This is a genomic window from Apibacter sp. ESL0432 (assembly GCF_019469225.1).
GTDB lineage: Bacteria > Bacteroidota > Bacteroidia > Flavobacteriales > Weeksellaceae > Apibacter.
On sequence record NZ_CP048266.1, the window covers coordinates 2262962 to 2287217 of the forward strand.

The window sequence follows — 24256 nt, forward strand, 5'->3', positions numbered from 1 at the left end:
AGTCCGGCTAATAGTACCGGACTTTATTATTTTAACATTAAAAATAGATGAAAGTATTTATATCCGGCAAAATACCGGAAGTAGGAGTAGACATGCTGAAAAAGGCAGGTTATGAGGTCGAAATGTGGACAAATTCGGAACCTATTACCCTTGCAGAATTAATAGATAAATGTAAACAATCCGATGCATATATAAATGTGATGTCTCCTGTGCCGGAAAGTTTTTTTAAAGAAGTTACAAATTTGAAAGTTATTTCCACATTTTCGGTTGGTTATAATCATATCGATATCCAATCAGCCACACGTTTGGGCATACCAGTGGGAAATACCCCGGATGTTCTCAGTAATGCAACGGCAGACATTGCTTTCTTATTACTGTTGAATGTTTCCAGAAAAGCTTTTTTTAATTATCGAAGAATAATCGAAGGAAATTGGAAGCCCGGTTTTTTATCAGTAGAATATTTAGGGCAAGAATTGAATGGAAAGACCTTAGGCATATTTGGAATGGGACGTATAGGAATCAAGATGGCTCAAAAATGTAAAAATGCATATGAGATGAATATACTTTATAATAATAGGCATAAACAAGAAGAAGCCGAAAAAGAATTAGGAGCGCATTATGTTTCTTTTGAAGAATTATTGGAACAATCGGATGTAATAAGTTTACATGCGCCTTTAACAGATGAAAATAAAGGTATTTTTAATGCCTCAGCGTTTAAAAAAATGAAGAAAACATCTATTTTAATAAATACGGCCAGAGGTCCTATGATTAATGAAAAAGATTTAATACAGGCCATCCAAGAAGGTCAAATCTGGGGAGCCGGTTTAGATGTAACAGATCCCGAACCCATGAAAGCAGATAACCCTTTATTATGCATGGAAAATGTTGCGGTTACGCCTCATATCGGATCAGCAACTATAGAAGCACGAAATGCGATGTCGGCTTTGTGTGCTAAAAATATTATTGCCGGTTTAAAAGGAGAAAAATTACCTTGCATCGTTAATCCCGAAGTATATAAATAATTAAAATATTATATTGATTTATAGTAATGTATGAGCTTGTAAAATCTATATGTGTTTATTTGAAAATTATAATTCCATAGTTAACTTGATAGACATATTTTGATCTAAATTTCCAACTTTATAAGCACCTAAACGAGCATATACGCCAACACCTACCAGGCCTAATAATAGCTTATTTGCTTCAAAACCAACTTCCTGGTAATAATCTTTAGGAACATCGAATTCAAAAAGCGAATGAACATCTTTATTCGGCATCCATCCTATAAGACCATTGTATAATATGGCAAAATGTAGAGATTTAAATTCACTTACGCGTAAAGGACGGAAATGGTGGGTGAATTGAAAAGAAATAAATCTATCTGAAAAAAAGGAGGAAGGTCTCATAGTTTCAAAACTTTGAAAGCCTTTAAAAGCAAATCTTCCCCAAATACTGTTTCCGTGCTTCGCAACCCCGTTGCCCTCGAAAGAATTTATAATTGGAGTATCTCCGAAAGTGGCTCCTATATTCCCGATAATTTCAGTTTTACCTAATTTAGACAAAAAAGTATATAAAGCCGAGAGGTATAAACGATGAATACCTGTACTGTTTTCAAATAATTTCCAAGATTTAGCGTAAGTAAAATAATAATAAGGAGGCTTATCTTGTAATGTATATTTTCCGTTATTTGATTCGATATATTTTACATTGGGAGCATATCGTAAACGTATGGCAGTATTAACATAATTAAACCAAGTACTTTCATCGTAATCTTTAAATTTATAATGAAAATTCACCCGTTGTCTTTGGAAATCAACCGCAAAAGTAATATCAATATTTTTTAGAAAGTCTTGTTGATATGACAATTCTACTTTCCTATAGCTAAAATAATCACCGTTATAAATATTATTGGTTTTAGCCGTAAGCTCATCTTTTGGAGTTAAATATTTAATTTTGGTTCTTCCCACCGGCAGCACATCGGTTTCTGCTTTTATAGATAATTCTCCACCTTGGTGCTTATTTACAAAAAATGTTACATCTGCACCTCCTTTAACTTCCTCATCTCGAGTTCCTTTAGCTATATACCCTCCAATACGAGTATTTTTACTGAATTTATGGTTAGTATGTCCTCCTAGTTGATAACGGAAAGATTCATACAGGTTATGACTGAATATACTGTATACATCAAAATTAAAAAATCCCAATTCCAGATATCCCTCGGTGAGTTTTCTTAAAAATCGTAATTTAGGTTCCAGTTTGTATTCTTTTGATATGCGGTATAATTCATTATAAGTAGTAGCTTCGCGATGAGTTAAAGAATCGTCTCGCAGTGCTGAAATTTTTTCATCTGCATTGTGGGAAACTTCTTTTGAGATAACATATTCATATCCTTTGAAGTCATTAGCAGTATAAGAAACATCGTTGGTGAAATTGGTTACATGAGAATCTATGGTTGCCGTAGTAGTTAATCGAGTTATAGAATGCAATCCCTTAGGCAGTAGTTTATTTATTTTTTTGATGAAATTACTGCTTAAAATTTCCGTCTTCATATATTCATCTTCTGTATACCAAATTCCTTCATAGGGAGCATAAGTTATTTCGTAGTATATATTGGAGATTTTCGAATTATTGCCAATTAATTTTACGAGCGCATACGATTCAGAATCTACAAAAACAGTTAGATTTTTGTAAAATTGAGCTTCACTTTTTCCATGAGAATAGGTATAGATAACATATGTTTTTCTGTTGTTAATATAGACACTGTCTACCAATCGGGATATTGTTCCCTGCGTTTCCCTGGGCTTAAGCATTTCAGGATAATCATTAACCATTGATTTTGCAATGGAAAAATTAAAAAATTGCGGATTACTAAATCCTCCTGCTTTATAAGCTGTTACAATGGCTTTTTTACCATATTTTTTATCATATTCATAAAGCATAGTTCTTTCACCAATAAAAACCATGCTTTTTTCTAAAAATCCTTTTAATTTATTGTTTAAAGTATCCAGTTTTCTTTTGGGATGATTAATATAAGTAACGGAATCAGAAGGCATGTCTAAAGTAAATTTTACATACGAATCAAACTTATACGCATTGAGATGATCAGCATTATTTTTACTGCTCTTTTCCCATACTTTTTTTAGTATAGATACAGCCTTTGGATCACTCTTTTTTTTAATTTTTTTAAATAAATAAATAGTTTTATCCAGTTTGCCGATCATTTCTATTTTAGGCAAGTAACCATCAACACGAATGATTATTTTATTTATATTACTATCTAAAGTAATCATTCCTTCTGCATTGGTAAATCCTAACAGGCTATTTGATTCATTGTAAATAAAAGCTTTTTCAACAGGTAGATTGGTTTCAATATTTACAATTTTAATGTGTATTTGACAGAAAAGATGTTGAGAATAAAAGAGAAAAAATAATAGAACTAAGTTTCTTCTTATAGATGTTTGCATTTATAGAAATAATCTTTTTTGCTTCAATTGATTAAAAAATCCGAATTTTTAGCTTGTACTGAAAACGTAAATTTATAAAATTATTTTTTATACAAAAATGGTTTAAAGTATTTTAATAACTAAAAAAGCCGATTTATTATAAACCGGCTTTTTTTATATCTGAATTAAAAATATTTATTAAAATAAAGAAGTGGCGATTTGGACTCTTGCTTCTTTGCGAGAAGGATTCCACATGGCTGTGGCAGAAACAGGTAATTTATATCCAAGAACCGTAACATCTTTAGAAGCTGTAATTCCGGCATTTACAATGTCGAAATCGTGTTTTTCATTACCATAAAAGCTAGATTTTCCTGCAAGACCAAAAGCAGCACCGCAGAATATATCTAGATCCACCACTTTACCTTTTATAATAGGATAATTTAGTCCGGTATAGGTAGACCATCTTTGATCTCCTTTTTCATTTCTGTCTGCTCCGTAAAAAGAAGTTCCATAATCCAGTTTTAAAGGAAAGCTGTCACAGAAAACAAAATATCCTCTGAAATCAAATCGATGTCCGGTTGTTTTGTGATCATAATTCCAAATGTCATTATCTTTAGCATCTTTTAATCTTCCGGTAGAATTGAATACATCCCATACACCGACACCCCATTTTCCCGTACTATAGTGTAAATAATAATTAATTTCATGATAGTGTTGTCCGTTTGTATCCCCGAGACCTATACCGCCCCAAACTCCCAATTTTAGATATTTTTTATGATCTAAAGCATAATTTATGTCTACGTCGGCCATAGCACCGTCTGTAACAGTTATACCTCTCCAAAAGTGGTTAGATCGTAAACTAAGATTGAAATCTAATCTTTCTATTTCTTGACTATATAATGAAATAGAAGATATAAGAACTGTAAGTAAAATAAGAATTTTTTTCATATTAATGGATTTTAGTTTGTTTTTATTTTAAATCAGCATTGAAATTTGGATGTAAAAATATAAATATTCTACCGGAATATATAATTTATTACTAATTATTCGGAAATATATTAAAACTTTTGTATCAATTAGATTAAAAAAATAGGATATTTAGTACAAATATTTTAGAGATTATTATAAAGCTGATAATTGTCTTGTCTAAATTTTATAATATATTTTTTAGATAGATTTACAGATGCCGAATTCTGAAAAATTTTATTACATTCAAAATTAGCATCAGTAAAACCATCTATATTTTATGGGTATGATTAATCAATCCATAGAAACTATATTGTTAGTTACTGTTTCCAATTGTAATTAGTTTTACAAAAAATCACAAAAACCAACGTTAAGAACTTTTAGAAGCATTTAATTTAATTACTTCTTTTATTTGCTTTATATAATTTTATAGTAAATGTAAGTCTTTGCGTGAAAACTTTATTTGTCTTCATCATCAACCCAATTAAGTACTCTGCTAACCGCTCTTTTCCAACCTTTTAAATAATGTTCGGCTTTATCTTTATCCATTTCAGGTGTAAATACACGGTCTACAGATCGTTGAGCTTGAAGTTCATCAATGCTTTTCCAATAACCAACAGCTAATCCGGCTAAATAAGCAGCACCTAGAGCGGTTGTTTCCAATGTTTTAGGTCTAATTACATTAAATCCGAAAATATCAGATTGGAATTGCATCATTAAATTGTTAGCACAAGCCCCCCCGTCAACTCGAAGTTCAATTTCATGAACGCCGGAGTCAGCTTCCATAGCTTTTATTAAATCATACACTTGGTATGCAATACCTTCTAAAGTTGCTCTGGCAATGTGTCCATCGGTAGTACCTCTGGTAATTCCTAAAATTCCTCCACGAGCATAGGGATCCCAGTACGGAGCACCTAAGCCTGTTAATGCAGGAACAAAATATACCCCTCCATTATCTGGAACAGTTTTAGCTAAATTTTCAGTGTCAGCAGAGGTTTTAACAATTTTAGCTCCGTCTCTTAACCACTGAACTACCGCTCCACCAACGAATACACTACCTTCAAGCGCATAATAAGTTTTACCATTAATTTTCCACGCAATGGTAGTTAATAAATTATTTTTAGATAAAACGGGTTTTTCACCTGTATTCATTAATAAGAAACACCCTGTACCGTATGTATTCTTAGCCATTCCTTTATTAGTACACAATTGGCCGAATAAAGCAGCTTGTTGATCTCCGGCAATACCTGAAATAGGAATTTTTGTTGAGAATAGAGTAGTGGAGGTTTCACCATACACTTCACTGCTTTGTTTTACTTCAGGAAGCATAGATTTAGGAATGTTGAATAATTTTAATAAATCTTCATCCCATTCCAAAGTATGAATATTAAACAATAAGGTACGAGAAGCATTAGAAACGTCGGTAACGTGCATTTTTCCTCTCGTAAGTTTCCAAACCAACCAAGTATCAACTGTACCAAAACAAAGTTTTCCTTGCTCAGCTTTTTCTCTTGCACCCGGAACGTTGTCCAATATCCATTTTAATTTTGTCCCTGAGAAATAAGCATCCAGTATTAAACCGGTTTTTTCTCTGATCATATCAGTTAAACCTTGTTCTTTAAGTTCATCACAATATTTGGAAGTTCTTCTGTCTTGCCAAACGATAGCATTGTAAATGGTTTCACTGGTTTCTCTGTCCCATACAATTGTGGTTTCCCTTTGGTTGGTAATACCAATCGCAGCTATATCCAATCCGGATATACCTTTTTTAGCTATTGCTTCGGCAGCAACAGACATTTGCGAAGACCAAATTTCTTCAGGGTGATGTTCCACTAATCCCGGTTTTGGAAAGTATTGGGTATAATCTTTTTGTGCAACCGATACTATTTCTCCTCCATGATTAAATAAAATAGCTCTGGAAGATGTAGTTCCCTGATCTAAAGCTAAAATGAATTTTTCTTTCATCTTTATTGATTTTAGTTATTTAATTTGTCCGTATAAAATAAAACAAAAAATACATTTAAAATAGGATGATTAGTAATTTAATGATCTTTTTTTAAATGTATTTTAAATTTTATATGTTTTTTATTATGTTAAAAAACTCCTTTCGTATTATTGTATAATACGATTTGGTAACTCAATCCGAACCAATCATTAGCAATGCTTGGTCCACCTTTTTCCGCTCTATGCTGATAGAACGCTGTAATTTTTGCCATTCTTGGACTGTTAGGGTATAAATAAAAATTTACCCCGGCAGTATATAAGTAAAGCTTTTCATAGTCAAATCCGGAAATATCTTTATTTCCTTGATTGAAATATTCAAATCTTGCAACAGGTTCAATTTTTGGAGTAACATTAAATCCTGCTAATAAAGAGTAACCTAACTTATTAACCTTAACAAAATCATGTTTAGTATAATCCATATTGTTAGGGGTTACAAATATAGTATTTCCATTTTCATCAACGCTTGTAAATCGTACATTTTTGTAAGTACCGTAATCAAATTTAAATTTGTATTTGTTAGGATTTATATAGTATAAAAACCCTGAATAAGCCCAAGCTTGTTTAAAGCCCATTCCCGGAAGATTAACAGCACCCATATGACCTCCGAATTCAACATTTTTTACAGGGAAAAAACGTAGGGATGCATCCCAGCTTTTAAATTCTAAACCGTGGTTTCCTTGTCCTTCCGATGGACCATCGTTGAATGAAGACCAATATCTGTCTCGATTGCTGTCGCTATTATGCAAAAAGAAGGCGTAACGTACAAAATTTTTAACGTTACCTGAAACGTTAATACCATAATGTCTTAAATCAGGAGCTCCTTGAGCAGCACTTTGATTTTCAGATGTATAAGTAAAGTCGGCTAAATCTAAGTCATAAGCAGATGTTTCATTAGCAGCTCTGTTTCCGGCTCCTTTAAAACGTCCTAACTGTAAATTAAGCAACGGATGGAAGTTATATTTAATGAAAGCATCAGAAATTTTGCTTGCGTGTAAGTTCCAAGTTATGCTAGCGCTCAATTTAGGAGATATAGCCATATCTGTATGTAAGAATCCTATTTTGAATGCAGCCGGTTGAAAATTATAGCTTGAATTTGCTTCTTTATGAGGTCCTTTTTCACTAGGAACTTGTTGGTAAATAGTTTCCAGAACCATACCGATTCCGTATTTCAGAGTAGGAGTAAAGCTATTTTCATCTCCTCCCGTTAATTCTTTAATAAAATTTAACTTAATACCTTGAGAAAGTTGGGAGCTATCGCTGTTCATACGTTCCACAAGTGAAGGTCTTTTTTTAATAGAATCGCTGTCTTGTTGGAATTTATCCAGGGAGGCTTTTTGGCCATAGCCTAAAATAAATGCTGCCGTAAAGAAAAGAGATAAACTGCGTTTAAATTTCATGTTAGTTGTTTTTGTTTAGTAATTAATTGGTTTCGTAATGTAGTTGTTGAAATAAGGCAAAGATTTGGTATTTAATGCTTTGCCTTATCTTTTTATGTTAATAAGTGGAACGAAAGAGAATTATTTTTTAGTTTTTTCAAAAATATACAATTCGTGAATTTCTCTGTCATAGCCTGGGTAGAATCCGGACGGCATACCCATTTTAATGATTGCTCCTCTATTATTAAGGATAACAAGGTCATTGGTTACAGGATCAATTGAAAGACCTTCAATTTCTCCGGCTCTTTTAAATTCAGGAATTGATCTAAATAATGAAACTTCCGCACGAGTTTGGTTCGGATCGCTTACGTCAGCAATATAAACATTATCTGCTTCAGGAATATCGGAATCCCCGTCATCAGAAGTTATTAAAAGTTTTCCATCAATATGATAAACCCCTTGTTGCCATTGCGGAGAGGGTTGTAAATGAACTTTACCAATATATTTTCTAGTTTTTAAATCATATTTATATACATACCATCCGGAAGTCCAATCAGACATCCAAGCAATGTTGTTCTTTCTGTCAATAGTAATACCACTAACTTCCGGTTGTTCAATTTCTCCAAAGTCTATAGAATATTTATAATCTAAAGTTGCAGCATCGTAAACGGCAATTTGAATGTTGCGTACAACTCCTGAATCAAAAAATTCTACTCCGGTATAAACTTCTCCATTATAAATATCGATATCTCCGAAATGATTTACTTGTTTTTCAAATTTGGTAAATGGTTTATCGTTTTTTGTAATTAGATTCCCATTTTTATCGTATTTGAATAAAGCGGTGCTGCTTGATACATAGTAGTAATCTTTGTCTATAGCAATACCTTGTCTTCCTTCAACAGGAATAACTTTTTTTAGTTTGTAGCTACTCCCTGATTTTGCTAATTTTTGAGCATTCATGGAAGTGAATCCAACTACTAATAGTGCAAGTATTAGTTTTTTCATGATCTTTTTTTTGTAACGTTAATATTTATTTTATTTTTTATTTTGACTCGTTTATTTATTCTTTATTGATCAACTAATGGCTAGATTTTTTACTTCGTGTTTTTTTATAAGATTATTTTTATTAATAGGATCTGATTAAAAAATGAAATGTGATAGTAAACGATTGACGCGTATCTAATTTTTAAATTTTAATTAGGTGAAATTTTGATAAGTAGTTTTTTACTGTTTGATGAAAGGGTTATTTTCAATTTTGTTAAACTTCTTAAGAAAACAACATTTAAACTATATCGAAGTAATAAAATTGAAAATAACCTATAATTTTTTTGTTTAGTAGCCTAAATCTGCCAATATAGTTTTAGCATCTTGATAAGCCGGTCCTCCTTCTCTGAGTTGCTTTTCATGATAGAAACGAATTGTTAGATCCGATTGATTGGTAAACATTCCATCATAAAAAGAAAAATATTTAATCATTTGTCCCTTATTATCGAAAGAATAAGGATGTATTTTCATGCCTGATTGGTGTATTAATTCTGCTTGCCAAGGATTTAATAATTCCGGCCAATTGTCGGGTGGAGTTCCTCCGGCAATAGAAGGACCAATAAACTGTGCTAAATTTTCAATTCCGAAATTAATATGTTTTTTATAAGTGGCTTGTTGATCATCATGTATATCATCCGGCCCGGTACCTTTCCAAAATAATAAAGCGGTTGGAATTTTTCCTTTAAATAAATCTTTTAAAATCAGTAAGCTATTATGAGAAAAAGTCTGTAATACAACTTTTCCATTGGTATTTCCGACATTTACTTTACCGTTTTTGAAATGGGCGGTTTCTGTAGCCGGTTTTTCAATAATGTTCCATCCATGTCGATTCAATTCCTTAACTAAAGCATGCTCTATTCCGGGATTTAAGCTGGGCTCTTTAGTTTCAATATAAATTCCGGGTCTGTTTCCATTATCTGCTGGGTCATCTTCATATTCAAAAGTATATTTTCCGTTTATTTTTTTCCAAATTCTTTCTCCGTTAGAATCTCTTTTTAAACGTTTTCCTTGTGCAAACATTAGTAAGTCTTCCAAGGTGCTGATATATTGTTTTTGAGAGGAGAAGCTAGGTCTGGCTCTGTCGGGTGATGTATTTTTATCATGGTTAAACCAAGTACCGGCATCCAACTTTAATAATTCTTCATAAGTAAAGGTAGAGGCAGGTTGAGTTGCTCTGTCCGGATAGATATCTTTTATGTTGGACGTTCGGGTCAGTACATTGTCATGCACTACTAAAATTACGCTGTCTTTGGTAATTTGAAGATCAGCTTCCAAATAATCGGCGCCCATATTTCGCGCCCATCTATATGCGGACTCTGTAGACTCCGGTGCCCAATAAGAGGTTCCTCTGTGACCTATTACGGCATTTTCAGGAACATAATCCCTTACTTTTTGCATTTCAGGAGATAAATGAAGAATTTCTTCTTTACTGTTTGTGGATGCGTTATCATCGCTACTGCATGATAAAGCTATCATACTTAAACATGCTAATGTAACCAGCTTATTATTTCTCATATAACTATTATAAAAAAGTGAATTTAGTTTGAATTTAATTTTTGAGATATCTTGCTACTTGATGGTATTTCTTTTCAATGCTAATAGGTTTTGATTGTGAAAAATTTTATTGGTGGCTCTATTTACATCATATCTAAAACAGAATTTTTAACTCTTATTTTATAACTCATGTTTTATCTTTTATCAATCATTATTTTTTTCAAATAATTTTCAATTAAATCAGAGCTTTTATTCAGTAATGGATTTATACATCCATTTGTAATTCATTCCAAAAAATTTTATCACAATCAAAACTTATTAAAAACAGAAAAAGAATGTATTTTTATATTGTTATTTATTTTTATCCAATTCTTGTTCTTTTTTGTAAGTGAAAGCCATAAATATAATGGATAAAATGCCGCTGCCAATTAACAATTGGAAGCTTGCCGACCATCCAAGGGATTCAACTACTTTTCCCATAACTATATTAGCAAGTAATGAAGTACCGATAAAATAACCGAAGAAACCGGTAAGACCTGCAGCAGTTCCTGCTGCATTTTTAGGAGCTAAATCTAATGCTTGAACACCTATTAACATCACCGGACCATAGATAAAGAATCCTATTGAAGTTAATGCTATTAAATCAACTAATTTACTGTCCGGATTTTGCCAATACACAACTATTGATACAATTACCAATAACATAAATATAATGGTAGTCATGGCTCTTTTCCCTTTAAATATCTTATCACTAACCCAACCACATAATAAGGTTCCCGGTATAGCAGCCAATTCATAATAGGTATAGGCATTGCTGATATCACTTTGGGAATACCCTTTTACTTCTGAAAGATAGGTAGGAGCCCAGTCTTGTACTCCGTATCGGATAAAGTAAACAAAGGCGTTTGCGAATGCAACGAACCAAAGCATTTTGTTATTTAAAACGTATTTGAAAAATATTTCTTTAGTTGATAATACTTTTTCGGAATCTTTAGAATAATTAGGAGGGAAATCATTTTTATATTCTTCAATGCTCGGCAAGCCGCATGCTTGAGGATTGTCACGAATAAGAATATAAGAAATTATGGCGATTAAGATGGCAATTCCTGCAGGAAACCAAAACATTCCTACTTTCCAGCTTAGAACACTCATACTAAGAGATGAAGCGAAAAGAATTCCCCATTTGGTTACCTGACCTAATAATCCACCACCAACATTGTGAGCTAAATTCCATATAGCCATTTTTGTTCCCCTTTCTTTAACAGAAAACCAATGAGTCATCACTCGTCCGCAGGGAGGCCAACCCATACCCCCGAACCAACCCACTAAAAATTGGAAAACGGCCATTACGGTAATATTATACATTCCTATGGAAGTTCCTGCTATAATGGTTGAAACCGCAGCTAAAATTAATCCTAAAGGAAGGAATTTTCTTGCATTACTTCTATCTGAAATACCACCCATGATGAACTTAGATAAACCATACGCAGTAGCATTGAATGAAAAGGCAATTCCGAGGTCTGATTTAGAAAAACCCATTTCAACTAAATAAGGCATAGCCAATGAAAAGTTTTTTCTAACAAGATAATAGGCGGCATATCCTATAAATATTCCTATGAAGACCTGAAGCCTCAATTGCGTATAGGAAGATTTAACTTCCGATTCCGGCTTACGTTCAATAGGCTTAGGTGGAGCTAAAAAATTTGACATTTTTTTAAATTTATAATAGAGTTAATTATTTTTTTAATGAAAAAATGATAGACAACTTATTTTAGTAATTAACTAATAAATATCCTTTGGCTAAATCTTGGAACTCTTTAGTTTCTTTAGCAACCCAATTGTCATCATATCCTAATTCGTTAGCTATAATTTTTGCTACCGATTCAGCTGCATCTATAGCAGCGCGCGCATCAACAAATAATAGTCGAACTCTTCGGGCTAATATATCTTCAACTTTTTGCGCCATCTCTTGTCTAACAGCCCATATAATTTCAGCTTTTGTATAGTCATGGTTTGGATGGATTTTTTCTGCATATTCAGGATTTTCTTGCTGAAGTTTTTTGATAGCCGGTATATCGGAACCATAAACATATAAATGATTGGTTCTGTCTACTTGATTTGCCGGCATATTCCCATGAATGGAAAGATTAACTGTTTTACAAGGTTTACGATCAATTTTTCCGGTCTCTATGGCTTTATCTATAAAGTCTTCTGCCATTTGTCGGAAGGTTGTCCATTTTCCACCGATTATACTTAATAATCCGGTTTCTGACACTAAAATTTTATGATTTCTAGATACTTCTTTAGTGCTTCCACCTTCTTTGTCAGGAGCCGCTAATGGTCTTTGTCCCGCAAAAATGGATAATACGTCTTTTCGAGTAGGTTTTTTAACAAGATATTGAGATGCTGTATTAAGTACAAATTCAATTTCTTGTTCCAAAGCTCTAGGCTCTAAACTTGGGTGATCAACTAACACATCTGTGGTACCTACCACTAGTCTGTTATGCCATGGAACGGCAAATAATACCCTTCCGTCACTGGTTTTAGGAATCATCAAAGCATTATCTCCCGGTAAGAATGATTTGTCTAATACTAAGTGGATCCCTTGACTTGGAACAACTGTTTTTTTATGATTAGGATCATTCATATTAAGAATATCATTAGTAAATACACCGGTGGCATTTAATACTACCTTTCCTTTTACTTCGTATTCGGTACCGTTAATTTCGTCTTTTACTTTTACACCTGTAATTTGGTTTTTATCATCTTTGATTAAACCGGTTACTTTCATATAGTTTAAGATGGCTCCCCCATTTTCTACAGCAGTTTGGGCAAGATTTACAGCCATACGAGAATCGTCAAACTGTCCATCGTAATATATTACTCCTCCATGTAGACCGTTAGGTTCCATAGTAGGTAGCATTTCAAGCGCTTTGCTTTTACTGATATGCTCTGATTTTCCTAAGCTAAGTTTTTTCGAAAGCATATCATATATTTTTAGCCCTATGGTGTAAAAAGGACCATCTATCCATTTATAGTTAGGTATAACAAAAACTTGTTTTTTTGCAAGGTGACTGGCATTTCTTTCCAAAAGACCTCTTTCTCTTAGTGCCTCTTTTACTAAGGCAATATCTCCTTGTGCTAAATATCGAACACCTCCATGAAGTAATTTTGTAGAACGACTTGATGTTGCTTTTGCAAAATCATGAGCTTCAAATAAAACGGTTTTATATCCTCTTGTTGCTGCATCTACAGCTGCTCCCAAACCACTTGAACCGCCACCAATTATAATTACATCCCATTCAGAATTTGTATTTAGTTTTGATAATTGATCACTTCGTTTCATTTTGTTTTAATTTAATTGTTTTTTGCTTCTTTTCTGTTGTCGGTAAAATTACAAAAAAAACAATACGAAACAGTATGAAATTTTTTAATATACAATTTTCTGTTGAAAATCCTATAAATTTTAGTTAAAAATTTGATAAAATAAAGCTGCAGGCTATTAATTAATGGAATAAAAATAAAATAATTTATTGACTGTATAGTTGTTAATGATAATTTAATTGACATATTGATAAAATGCAATAAAGATTTAGATTTTATTCTTAACTTTAAACTTTCAAAAATTCCTGATCATGATTAAGCTTAATAGAAGGCAGCAACTTATTATCGATGAATTAGATGAGCATAATTTCACTAAAGTAAATGAGCTTTGTGAAAAATTAAATGTTTCGGCGGTTACTATCAGAAAGGATCTTCAATATTTGGAAAATACCGGTCTTTTATATAGAACACATGGTGGAGCAAGTAAGCAACCTCTCTATGCTTTCGAAAAAAATATTAACGAAAAAGAATTTGTGCAAGTAATGCAAAAACAAAAAATAGCGAAAGCTGCACTTAAGTTCGTTAACGATCAGGATTTTATTATTCTAGCTTCAGGAACTACTGTATATTATTTAGCAAAAATCATTTCAGGATATGAAAAATTAACGATCATTACCTCTTCGTTAAGTGTATCAATGGAGTTGAGTAAGGATTCTTTTATTGATGTAATTCAGCTGGGGGGAAATCTAAGGAAAAGCTCCATTTCCGTAATAGGATCTTTAGCAGAATCTGAATTAAAAAAATTTTCATGTAATAAATTGTTTTTGGGAATAGATGGCATAGACCTGGACTTTGGTCTTTCAACCTCCAATTCAACAGAAGCCCATCTTAATAAAGTAATGATAGAGCAATCGGAGAAAGTCATAGTATTGGCTGATTCAACTAAAATAAATAAAAGAGGGTTTGGTCAGATTTGTTCTCTGGATAAAGTAGATGTTTTAATTACAGATAATGATATTACGGAAAAAGATCTTACCACTTTAGAAGATAACGGAATAGAAGTAATTGTAGCCAAATAAATTTTGATTTGTTTATAAAAAAAACCCTTATGATTTTTCATAAGGGTTTTTTACTGAAAATATAATATCAATCCTCTAATGCATTGGCAATTATACTAAGGGGATGTTCACATTTTTTAGTGGTAAACATTTCAATTTGCCATTTACAAGTTTCGCAATCGGTTGCAACAAGATCGAAACCTCCCGTTTCAATTTGATTAAATAATGGATCACCAATTTTTTTAGAAACTTCGTGATTTTCTTTTTTAAATCCAAAAGTTCCGGCAATTCCGCAACAATTAGATTCCAAAACGGTTACTTCTACATTTGGTATAATTTTTAACAATTCAACGGAATAATACGTCCATCCTAATTTTGCCATGTGACAAGGGGTATGATACGCAATTTTTAAAGGTTTATTTTTAAACTTAAGTTTAGTGTCAGAAGAACTCAGTAATCGGTAAATGTATCGAGTAGCTAATTCTACTTGATCTTTAACGGAACTATTATCTACTCCCAAAAGATGAGAATGTTCATCACGTACAGTAAACGTACAGGAAGAAGAAGTAGTGATTACCGGAAGTTTTTTGTCTATTACGGATTTGCGAATTTCAGCTTCATCGATGGTCGCGTTTTTCTTAGCTTTATCTATAAAACCGTTTGATATTAAAGCAATACCACAACATCTTTCTTTTTCAAGAAGTTGAATCCCTATGTTCAATGAGTTAAGAACTTTGATCATATCCTTTCCAAGCTGCGGATTATTATAATTTACATAACAACCGTGAAAATAAGATACTTGTGTTGGATATTTTTTTTGTTCTTCAGCAACATTTTTGTACCAACTTCTGAACGTACCGAATGAATATTTGGGAAGGCTTCTTCTCTTATCTATTTTTAAGATAGGCTCAATTAAGCTTTTAACCGGTTTAAAAGAAGTCATTGCATTCACAATAGGAGCAAATGGAGTAGCCAGTGTACCCATAAAGTCCGTGTGAGCAAGAATTACATCTCTTAAAATAGGTTTTTTCTTGCTGTATTTAATGCGAGCCATCTGGATTATATCTCCAATCTTAACGTTAGATGGACAAGCAACTTCACATCTTTTGCAGTTAATACAATATTTTAAAGATTCGTCATAAAATTCAGGGTCTTTTAAACGTAATCTTTCTCCATCAGGGCCAGAATGTTTTGGCCCCGGATAATCGGGATTTACTTTGGATACGGGACAATACACCGTACAGATCGTACATTTAATGCATTGTTCGAAATTATTTTCACTTTTATTGAGCAATAGGTTCATAGGTCTTTTCTTTGATTAAAATTTGTTCAGCTACATATAATGCGGATAAAAAGGAAACACCTGCACCGCATCCTTCTTTTAATGGATTGAACCCACTAAGAATGGCACCTGCCACATATAAATTATCGATAGGCATATCGTTTTTTATACCGTGAAAATTTTTGTCAGTTTTAACACCAAACTGTTGATAATTTTGCTTTTCAAATAAATTACTATTATACCAATCTGCTCGATCTTGTAAATAATCCGCATCAAGGTCAAATACAGGTTCATAAACTTGTTTACTATCAGCTAATAATCCTTGACTAAAAAAGCTTCCGGAAGAAAGTATTACGTTTTTGGCAGAAATTGGAATATTTCCGTGGTTGAGTGTATATAATTCGGTAACTTGATTTCCTTCAATGTTGGCATGGGTTACGCTATCTCCCAGCATAAAAATACCGCCCAATTTTGTGAAATAATCTTTTAGATATAATTGAGTACTAACACCCACTAGGGAAGGAGGGAAGGTCGGTATTAAATATATAGGTTTTCCTACCTTTTGAATGAGTTTAGGTAATACATCCGCATTTCTAAAGCCAATACAATCAGGGAAAATAATAGCATCGCATCCTTGACTTTTTTCAGTGAGAATTTTAGCCAGAAGATCTTGGTTAGCTTCTTTGTCAAATACAAAGGACAGGTTAGTAGATCTAAATTCGCTCGGATTTTTTCTGATTGTATTTAATTCCGGTAAGTTGAAATAGTTGATGGTAGTTTCCACACCTATTTTTTTAAATGCTTCGGAAATAAAATCAGGATTAAAATCTAAAAATCCCTCAACATTTATAATTGCCGCTTTTTTAATCGGAAATTTTCCATCTTCAAAAAAAGCAAAATTTGGCATGGTTAACCAAGTGGGTTTTATCATACCCATAGGGGTAATTCGATAATGATTTTTAGTTGAAGACCCTTGGATTTTTATTCCAATTCCATTTAGAAAATTTTTAGCTTCTTGGGCTAATTCTTTAAATTTAGATTCGCCCATTTTGGTATATGGATGATTCGGCGCTTGTTTAGAAAGTTCTGATAGGCAAGCTTCCGGGTTATTAACAGGCGTTCCGTCCGGAAGATTGTTTAACAAATCGAAAGAACCTGAAAAAAAATGTAAAGCACTTTGTCCGGAAGAGATAATAGCGCATTTTTGCCCTTTCTGCATTAATCTAATTCCACCAACCAATCCGGTTAAACCACCTCCTACTATTACTGTATCAAATTTCATCTTTTGCTTTTTTAATTTGTTCTTGTGTCATATCTAATCCGCATACTCCTTCATAAACCCAACTGGTAAATTCACTTTCTCTTAAAGTATCTCCCCAGGCAATAGGACGTATACCTTTCCATCTTTCATTAAGGAAAATGGTTAAATCTTCTTTAGATTTATCCGGGCTTAAAACTTGATAATGGTTCATTAATCCGGCTGCTCTACAGGCACAAAGTTCTCCTTGACAGGTTCCCATGCCAACACGAGTTCTTCTACGAAGATCAATTAGATTGTTGACATGTAATTCATTAATAGCATATTCGACTTCTCCGACAGATACTTCCTCACATTCGCAAACTAAACTATTTTCCGTAACCTTGTTTGCTTTTAAATTCTCTGCCATATCTCCCAATCTGTAAATGGCAGATTTACGTATGGTAGTTGGTACTGAAGTCATTTTTTGATTTATTTCTTCAGTACTTTGTTGAGATCCCGGAAGATTGGATTCAGCGGTTGTACAAGGAGTTGTATTATTTAATTTTTTACATACTAAGTCTGTAGCCCATTCAGCCATTAATCGGTACGTCATTAATTTACCACCGGTAATGGTGATAAAACCTTCCAGGCCATCTCTTGTAGCATGGTCTAATAAAACGATACCTCGGCTAACATTACGTCCTGTAGGATCATCATCGGAAGCTACTAATGGTCGCACTCCTGCATACCCACGTAATATTCGGGTTTGAAGCAGGGTAGGGGATAGTTTTCCACCTTCACGGATTAAGATGTCTACTTCTTCAGGAGTAACATACATGTTGTCAATTTCTTCGTAAGGGACATGGGTGGAAGTTGTACCTATTAAACAAATGGTGTCTCCGGGTACGAGAATATCAGAATCCGCAGGTTTACGGCAACGGTTTAATACCATATTGTTAACTCTGTGTCCAAAAATAAGAAGCGATCCTTTAGCAGGAAACATTTTTATTTTTAAATCAGCATACTCCGCAATTTTTTGCCCCCATATTCCTCCGGCATTTACTACTACAGAAGCGTATAAATTTTTTTCCTGTTTGGTTATATGATCATAAACTTTTACTCCGATAACCCTGTTCTGCTCTTTAATTAATCCTAAAACTTCATGGTAGGTTTCAATGGTTGCTCCATGTTGTTTAGCATCTACTATATTAGAAAGAGTTAAACGGAACGGATCTACAGTTCCATCCGGTACAACTACTGCACCGATTATGGAAGAATTCGCAGAAGGCTCTAAATGTAATGCCTCTTTAGGGTCTATGGCCTTAGCATCAATTCCTGCAGTATGGCAAGCCTCTATAAATTTAGATTGAAAAGCAATATCGTCTTCCGGTAAGGTTAAAAAAAGACCGTCTGTTTTTTCAACACAATGGCTGGCGATACGTTTTAAGATCATATTTTCTTTGATACATTCTTCAGCGGATTCTCTATCAGTAACCGCATAACGGCTGCCGCTATGTAATAATCCGTGATTTCTTCCCGTAGCTCCTGTAGCTATATCGTGACGCTCTAACATAAGCGTACGCAATCCTCTCCTTGCACAATCTCGGGCAGTTCCGGCACCGGTCGCACCTCCTCCGATAACAATTACATCCCAAGTGTTAGTTTTACTAGAATTAGATAATTCTGTTTTCACAAATGTTTGGTTTTATTTTAGTAGCAAAATTACGAAAGAAAACGAAACAATATGGAGTTACTATTCTGATATTAATCATTTTTTTAAAAAACAGATAAGATAATTTTTTCTTATCAATATATGATTGATGAATTAGATTAATTATTACTTAATTAATTGTAAAAGTTTTAATTAATTAAAATTTATTTACAAATTATTATGATGAAAATTTTTAGAAAAATTTTCTAATAGGGCCTACTATTACTTTTGTTTTTATCTTAAAAAGCGGTTTTAAAACGTAAGTAATGGTAAAATTTTATAAGGGAGAAATAGTGATATTTAACGATGGAAAATAAAATAGATTTAATGACCTGTATTTTTTTGTATACTATCTTTACCAATTGTAAAATGAAAGATATGAGTATGTAGAACTAACAGACTTGATAATCAATGAAATTATTTCATCATTTATAATAAGGTTGCTAATAGTTAAAAATTATTGTTGTAGTTTTAAAATGATATTATTTTGTATGAACGATATAAAACGAAGTATTTTCATATTCAAATAAAAAAAGTTCCTTAATCAAGGAACTTTTTTAATATTATTAAGGAAATTTAGGGAATTTTTTAAAATCGGGTTTACGTTTTTCCAAGAAAGCTTTTTTACCTTCTTGGGCTTCATCCATTAAATAATACATAAGGGTAGCATCTCCGGCTAATTGCATTAGACCATGCTGCCCGTCGAGTTCAGCATTTAAACATCGTTTTATCATACGTAATGCCATTGGACTTCGTTGCTGCATGATTTCACACCATTCTATGGTGGCGTCTTCAAGTTGTTCCAAAGGAACAACTTTATTTACCATTCCCATTTCTCTAGCTTCTTCAGCGGTATATTGTTGGCATAGGAACCATATTTCTCTTGTCTTTTTTTGACCAATACTTCTGGCAAGGTACGATGAACCAAAACCACCGTCAAAGCTTCCAACTTTCGGACCGGTTTGTCCAAATTTAGCGTTTTCGGAAGCTATTGTTAAATCACAAACGACATGAAGCACATGTCCTCCTCCGATAGCATATCCGTTTACCATAGCAATTACCGGTTTAGGAATTTCCCTTATTTTTTTATGTAATTCCAATACATTTAATCTAGGCACTCCATCTTCTCCTACGTAGCCGCCAACACCTTTCACATTTTGATCACCTCCGCTGCAAAAGGCTTTATCTCCCGATCCGGTTAGAATGATTACATCAATTTCGGGATGCTCTCGACAGTATTCCATTGCTTCAATCATTTGAAAATTGGTTTCCGGACGGAAAGCATTATAAACTTCCGGTCGATTAATAGTTATTTTTGCAATTCCATTCCAGTATTCAAATAAAATATCAGAGTATTCTTTTATAGTTTCCCAATTTCTAGCCATATTGTATTAGATTTATTTTCATTGATAATTTTCAAATTTAGGTATTTAATACCTATTATAAAAGTAAGAGTAGTATGCCTTCTTGTGTTTTATCGAATTTTAGGGATAACGGACAAAGCTTTTTAAATTAACTCTGTAAACAATTTAAAATCTTAAATGATTAGTAAAGATCACTTATTGTTTGAACTAATTGATTTTAGAAAATCTTTTTACTTGATAAAAGGTATAAAATTCTAAAAATGTGCTTTCCACTGGTTTTTTATTTGCTTAGGAATTATTGAGTAGCAAATTCCCAATAATATAAACCATAAAGGAGTAAAAATGAGAGCCTGTCTTGTGTCTTCTTTAAACCAAAAAGCCACAATGAGAAATAAGAAAAACAATAAGGATAAATAAATGGATAGAAGACCTCCGGGAACTTTATAATTTGATTTTCGGTGAAGTTCGGGTTTTCTCTTTCGGAATGAAATATAGGATATGAGGATCATAGACCAAATAAAAATAAAAAGTACGGTAGCTACCGTAGTTACCAATGTAAAGGCATACATTATATTTTCGTTTCCATAGCAAAGGATTAGTACGGCAGGGAGCAAACAGATGCAGGAGAACGTTAACCCATAGGAAGGAACTGAAGCTTTGGAAAGTTTTCGGAAATAAACAGGTGCTTTTTTACTTAACGAAAGACCGTATAACATTCTACTGGTTGAAAATATTCCGCTGTTAGCAGAAGAAGCAGCGGAAGTAAGTACTACAAAATAAGTTATACTGAATGCAGCAGTTATTCCGGCAAAAGAAAATAAAACAACAAAAGGACTTTTGTCGGGGTCTATAGTTCTCCAAGGCATTACCGACATGATTACGGCTAAAGAAAGTACATAAAATAGAATAACTCGAACAGGAATGGCATTAATGGCTCTGGGAAGAGTTTTTTCCGGATCTTTAGTCTCAGCAGCTGTCGTTCCTACCAATTCTACTCCAACAAATGCAAAAGCGGCGATTTGAAATCCCGCAACAAATCCGGTAAACCCGGTAGGGAAAAATCCGCCATCGTTCCATATATTGGAAAGCGAGGTAGTTACTCCGGATGGAGATTTGAAATGATTAATTATGAATAGTATACCGATTGCAATAAGGGAAATTATGGCAATAATTTTAATTATGGCAAACCAAAATTCTGTTTCTCCAAAAAGCTTAACAGTTAATAGATTTAAACATAAGAATAATATTATACAAGCTAAGGCCGGAATCCAGGGCGCAACCATATTCGGAAAAAGATATTCTACATATCCGGAAATAGCGATTAAATCAGCACTTCCGGTAACTATCCAGCAAAACCAATATGTCCATCCCATAAAAAAACCTGCCATAGGGCCTAATAAATCGGTAGTAAAATCGACAAAAGATTTATAGTTAAGATTGGAAAGGAGCAATTCGCCCATGGCTCTCATGACAAAGAACAAAATAAAACCTATAATGGTATACACCAATAAAATTGATGGACCGGCCAAGTTTATGGTTTTTCCCGATCCCATAAATAATCCCGTTCCGATAGCTCCTCCAATTGCAATGAGCTGTATGTGTCTGTTAGTTAAACTCCTTTTTAACTGATTGTTGGAATTATTCATGTGTTCAATTTTTTTCTTAGTTATGTAATAATTAATTGTTTTGTTGATAAAATATAGTATAAAATTACATTTTTTTATGAAGTTTCATATATAAATTAAAACCTATTTGTGTTTCTATTTAAAAAATAAGTATATTTAAGAATATCCATATTTTTGTAAAAAAGATAATTCAATGGAAAATCGTGTCTTAAATTCAAAAATATTTTATAATCCCGGAAAAATGCCCTTATTGATTTTTCACGGTTTATTTGGAATGTTGGACAATTGGGGGACTTTAGGAAAAAAATTTTCTGAAACCAATGAAGTACATCTTATCGATTTACGAAATCACGGAAGGAGTTTTCATTCGGATGAGATGAGCTACACAACCATGTCTGATGATATTGTTAATTATATGAAACATTATTCATTAGATAAAGCCATTTTATTAGGGCATTCTTTAGGGGGAAAGGCTGTCATGGAATGCGCTGTTAAACACCCTGATCTTGTTGAAAAATTAATAGTTGTTGATATGGCTCCTAAAGCCTATCCTCCACATCATCAGCAAATTTTCAAGGCATTGGAAAGCGTTGATTTTTCAAAGGTAAATGAAAAAAAAGATGTTGAAAACATGTTATCTCAGCATATAAGTGATGCCGGAATATTAATGTTTTTAATGAAAAATGTTTACAGAACGGAAGATAACCGTTTCGATTTTCGTTTTAATTTAAAAACCTTAAAAGAGAAATACAATCAGTTAATAAATAATACAATTTCTTTTGGAAAATATGAAGGTCCTACTTTATTTATTGCCGGAGAAAAGTCTAATTATATTTTGAAGGAAGATGAATTTTCGATACGTCAACAATTTCCAAATGAAAAAACAGTTGTTATCCCCCATGCAGGTCATTGGGTTCAAGTAGATAATCCTACAGTTTTTTATGAAACTGTAACCACTTTTCTTCAATCTTAATTTATAAAGATTTTATCCGCGTTTAAGTTATAAGAAGAAATTTTTTACACGTACATTCTAATCTAAGAATTGTAAAAATTAGTATAAGAGAAATTTAAAATACGTTGGAGACAGATTGATTATTGAAAAGTAGGAAGAACGTATCTTTACAAGAGTAAGAAGGATGGTTCGAACATTTTCTACCTTAAATTTTAAATAATATGAAATACTACATAATTGCGGGAGAGGCCTCAGGAGATTTACATGGTTCTAACCTCATGAAAGAAATTAAAAAAGAGGATCAAAACGCAGAATTTCGTTTCTGGGGAGGAGATTTAATGCAAGCTCAAGGGGGAATAATGGTTAAACATTATAAGGATTTATCTTTTATGGGCTTTCTTGAAGTAGTGGCTAATTTAGGTACTATACTGGGTAATATTAACTTATGTAAAAAAGATATTACTGCATATAAACCCGATTGTGTCATCTTTATTGATTATCCCGGATTCAATCTTCGCATTTGTAAAAGTGTGAAAAAATTAGGGATAAAAACATTTTATTATATATCTCCTCAATTATGGGCCTGGAAATCCGGAAGGGTAAAGATTATTAAAAAATATATTGATCGAATGTTTGTAATTCTTCCTTTTGAGAAAGATTTTTATGCTAAATATAATTATCCGGTGGATTTTGTGGGGCATCCTTTATTAGATGCTTTAAATTCATTACCGGAACTTGATCAAAATAAATTCAGAAAGGAGCATGGTCTCTCGGATAAGCCCATAATAGCATTACTGCCGGGTAGTAGAAAACAAGAGATTAAAAAGATGTTATCTCAAATGTTATCGGTGGAAAAAGATTTTTTATCCTATGAGTTTGTCATTGCAGGTGCGCCCTCTATTGAAATAGAGTTTTATCAACAATTTTTGAATTCACATGTAAAGATCGTTTCCAATCAAACATATAATTTATTGAGGATATCTCAAGCTGCTTTAGTTACCTCCGGAACAGCTACCCTGGAAACTGCTTTACTGAATGTGCCTGAAGTGGTTTGTTATAAAGGCAGTAGAATTTCTTATGAAATAGCCAAAAGATTAATAAAGCATATACAGTATATTTCTTTAGTTAATTTAATCATGGATCGAAAAGTAGTAACCGAGCTTATCCAAGATGATTTAAATTACAATAATTTAAAGAGTGAATTAACTAAAATATTGGAGCCGGAAAATGCAGTAAGCATTAAAAAGAATTATCTAGAGCTCAGGCATAAGCTGGGAGACTCCGGAGCTTCCTCTCGAACGGCAAAACTGATAGTTGAAGAATTAAAAAAGGATTCCTAATTTAGGAATCCTTTTTTTGTAGTTATTTGAAAA

17 protein-coding genes are annotated in these 24256 nt (G+C 32.9%); 4 read left to right on the plus strand and 13 right to left on the minus strand.

From position 1 onward, the window contains the following. Window positions 1-47: 47 nt before the first annotated feature. Window positions 48-1022, plus strand: coding sequence for a D-glycerate dehydrogenase (locus GYM73_RS09780; RefSeq protein WP_220233722.1), 975 nt, complete (start codon window positions 48-50; stop codon window positions 1020-1022). Between the two features lie 66 nt (window positions 1023-1088). Here the strand turns inward: GYM73_RS09780 and GYM73_RS09785 are convergent, their stop codons facing one another. The 8 genes from GYM73_RS09785 to GYM73_RS09820 form a co-directional block, all read right to left on the minus strand. Next, window positions 1089-3464: a hypothetical protein gene (locus GYM73_RS09785; RefSeq protein ID WP_220233723.1), complete on the minus strand. Its 2376-nt coding sequence runs from the start codon at window positions 3462-3464 to the stop codon at window positions 1089-1091. A gap of 177 nt (window positions 3465-3641) precedes the next feature. Then, window positions 3642-4391 carry a hypothetical protein gene (locus tag GYM73_RS09790; protein WP_220233724.1) on the minus strand — a complete coding sequence of 250 codons (750 nt, stop codon included), beginning with the start codon at window positions 4389-4391 and terminating at the stop codon, window positions 3642-3644. 477 nt (window positions 4392-4868) lie between these two features. Further along, entirely contained in the window at window positions 4869-6374 is a 1506-nt protein-coding gene (glpK, locus tag GYM73_RS09795) for a glycerol kinase GlpK (protein ID WP_105296443.1), read from the minus strand. Between the two features lie 128 nt (window positions 6375-6502). After that, on the minus strand, window positions 6503-7810 hold the full coding sequence (locus GYM73_RS09800; RefSeq protein WP_160542969.1) for a hypothetical protein: 1308 nt from the start codon (window positions 7808-7810) through the stop codon (window positions 6503-6505). Window positions 7811-7930: 120 nt separating this feature from the next. Then, complete coding sequence (locus tag GYM73_RS09805; RefSeq protein WP_220233725.1) at window positions 7931-8794, minus strand: hypothetical protein; 864 nt, start codon at window positions 8792-8794, stop codon at window positions 7931-7933. Window positions 8795-9121: 327 nt separating this feature from the next. Next, on the minus strand, window positions 9122-10348 hold the full coding sequence (locus GYM73_RS09810) for a glycerophosphodiester phosphodiesterase family protein (RefSeq protein ID WP_220233726.1): 1227 nt from the start codon (window positions 10346-10348) through the stop codon (window positions 9122-9124). Between the two features lie 330 nt (window positions 10349-10678). Then, a complete protein-coding gene (gene pgtP, locus GYM73_RS09815) occupies window positions 10679-12037 on the minus strand; it encodes a phosphoglycerate transporter protein PgtP (RefSeq protein ID WP_160542972.1) in 1359 nt (452 codons plus the stop codon). 61 nt (window positions 12038-12098) lie between these two features. After that, complete coding sequence (locus GYM73_RS09820) at window positions 12099-13673, minus strand: glycerol-3-phosphate dehydrogenase/oxidase (RefSeq protein ID WP_220233727.1); 1575 nt, start codon at window positions 13671-13673, stop codon at window positions 12099-12101. Between the two features lie 289 nt (window positions 13674-13962). On the opposite strand from GYM73_RS09820, the gene GYM73_RS09825 reads away from it, so the two are divergent. Beyond that, window positions 13963-14730 (plus strand): DeoR/GlpR family DNA-binding transcription regulator, encoded by a 768-nt coding sequence (locus tag GYM73_RS09825; protein ID WP_105296437.1) that lies wholly within the window; start codon window positions 13963-13965, stop codon window positions 14728-14730. 67 nt (window positions 14731-14797) lie between these two features. Here the strand turns inward: GYM73_RS09825 and glpC are convergent, their stop codons facing one another. The 5 genes from glpC to cycA all read right to left on the minus strand — a co-directional run bounded on the left by glpC (window position 14798) and on the right by cycA (window position 22030). Then, window positions 14798-16012 carry an anaerobic glycerol-3-phosphate dehydrogenase subunit GlpC gene (glpC, locus tag GYM73_RS09830; RefSeq protein ID WP_220233728.1) on the minus strand — a complete coding sequence of 405 codons (1215 nt, stop codon included), beginning with the start codon at window positions 16010-16012 and terminating at the stop codon, window positions 14798-14800. After that, window positions 15993-17273 (minus strand): glycerol-3-phosphate dehydrogenase subunit GlpB, encoded by a 1281-nt coding sequence (gene glpB, locus GYM73_RS09835; protein ID WP_220233729.1) that lies wholly within the window; start codon window positions 17271-17273, stop codon window positions 15993-15995. The genes glpC and glpB overlap by 20 nt, the downstream gene beginning before the upstream one ends. Next, window positions 17263-18924: an anaerobic glycerol-3-phosphate dehydrogenase subunit A gene (gene glpA / locus GYM73_RS09840; RefSeq protein ID WP_220233730.1), complete on the minus strand. Its 1662-nt coding sequence runs from the start codon at window positions 18922-18924 to the stop codon at window positions 17263-17265. The genes glpB and glpA overlap by 11 nt, the downstream gene beginning before the upstream one ends. Window positions 18925-19508: 584 nt before the next feature. Then, window positions 19509-20327 carry a 1,4-dihydroxy-2-naphthoyl-CoA synthase gene (gene menB / locus GYM73_RS09845; RefSeq protein ID WP_220233731.1) on the minus strand — a complete coding sequence of 273 codons (819 nt, stop codon included), beginning with the start codon at window positions 20325-20327 and terminating at the stop codon, window positions 19509-19511. A 233-nt stretch (window positions 20328-20560) separates the two neighbouring features. Then, entirely contained in the window at window positions 20561-22030 is a 1470-nt protein-coding gene (cycA, locus tag GYM73_RS09850; protein ID WP_317164177.1) for a D-serine/D-alanine/glycine transporter, read from the minus strand. 94 nt (window positions 22031-22124) lie between these two features. On the opposite strand from cycA, the gene GYM73_RS09855 reads away from it, so the two are divergent. Next, window positions 22125-22904 carry an alpha/beta fold hydrolase gene (locus GYM73_RS09855; protein ID WP_220233732.1) on the plus strand — a complete coding sequence of 260 codons (780 nt, stop codon included), beginning with the start codon at window positions 22125-22127 and terminating at the stop codon, window positions 22902-22904. 200 nt (window positions 22905-23104) lie between these two features. Continuing rightward, window positions 23105-24223: a lipid-A-disaccharide synthase gene (gene lpxB, locus GYM73_RS09860; RefSeq protein WP_220233733.1), complete on the plus strand. Its 1119-nt coding sequence runs from the start codon at window positions 23105-23107 to the stop codon at window positions 24221-24223. The last annotated feature ends 33 nt before the right edge of the window (window positions 24224-24256 follow it).

Bases quoted from the DNA above. Each gene is read 5' to 3' on its own strand.
- GYM73_RS09780 (WP_220233722.1), top strand. From the start codon at position 48: ATGAAAGTATTTATATCCGGCAAAATACCGGAAGTAGGAGTAGACATG.
- GYM73_RS09785 (WP_220233723.1), bottom strand. From the start codon at position 3,464: ATGCAAACATCTATAAGAAGAAACTTAGTTCTATTATTTTTTCTCTTT.
- GYM73_RS09790 (WP_220233724.1), bottom strand. From the start codon at position 4,391: ATGAAAAAAATTCTTATTTTACTTACAGTTCTTATATCTTCTATTTCA.
- glpK (WP_105296443.1), bottom strand. From the start codon at position 6,374: ATGAAAGAAAAATTCATTTTAGCTTTAGATCAGGGAACTACATCTTCC.
- GYM73_RS09800 (WP_160542969.1), bottom strand. From the start codon at position 7,810: ATGAAATTTAAACGCAGTTTATCTCTTTTCTTTACGGCAGCATTTATT.
- GYM73_RS09805 (WP_220233725.1), bottom strand. From the start codon at position 8,794: ATGAAAAAACTAATACTTGCACTATTAGTAGTTGGATTCACTTCCATG.
- GYM73_RS09810 (WP_220233726.1), bottom strand. From the start codon at position 10,348: ATGAGAAATAATAAGCTGGTTACATTAGCATGTTTAAGTATGATAGCT.
- pgtP (WP_160542972.1), bottom strand. From the start codon at position 12,037: ATGTCAAATTTTTTAGCTCCACCTAAGCCTATTGAACGTAAGCCGGAA.
- GYM73_RS09820 (WP_220233727.1), bottom strand. From the start codon at position 13,673: ATGAAACGAAGTGATCAATTATCAAAACTAAATACAAATTCTGAATGG.
- GYM73_RS09825 (WP_105296437.1), top strand. From the start codon at position 13,963: ATGATTAAGCTTAATAGAAGGCAGCAACTTATTATCGATGAATTAGAT.
- glpC (WP_220233728.1), bottom strand. From the start codon at position 16,012: ATGAACCTATTGCTCAATAAAAGTGAAAATAATTTCGAACAATGCATT.
- glpB (WP_220233729.1), bottom strand. From the start codon at position 17,273: ATGAAATTTGATACAGTAATAGTAGGAGGTGGTTTAACCGGATTGGTT.
- menB (WP_220233731.1), bottom strand. From the start codon at position 20,327: ATGGCTAGAAATTGGGAAACTATAAAAGAATACTCTGATATTTTATTT.
- GYM73_RS09855 (WP_220233732.1), top strand. From the start codon at position 22,125: ATGGAAAATCGTGTCTTAAATTCAAAAATATTTTATAATCCCGGAAAA.
- lpxB (WP_220233733.1), top strand. From the start codon at position 23,105: ATGAAATACTACATAATTGCGGGAGAGGCCTCAGGAGATTTACATGGT.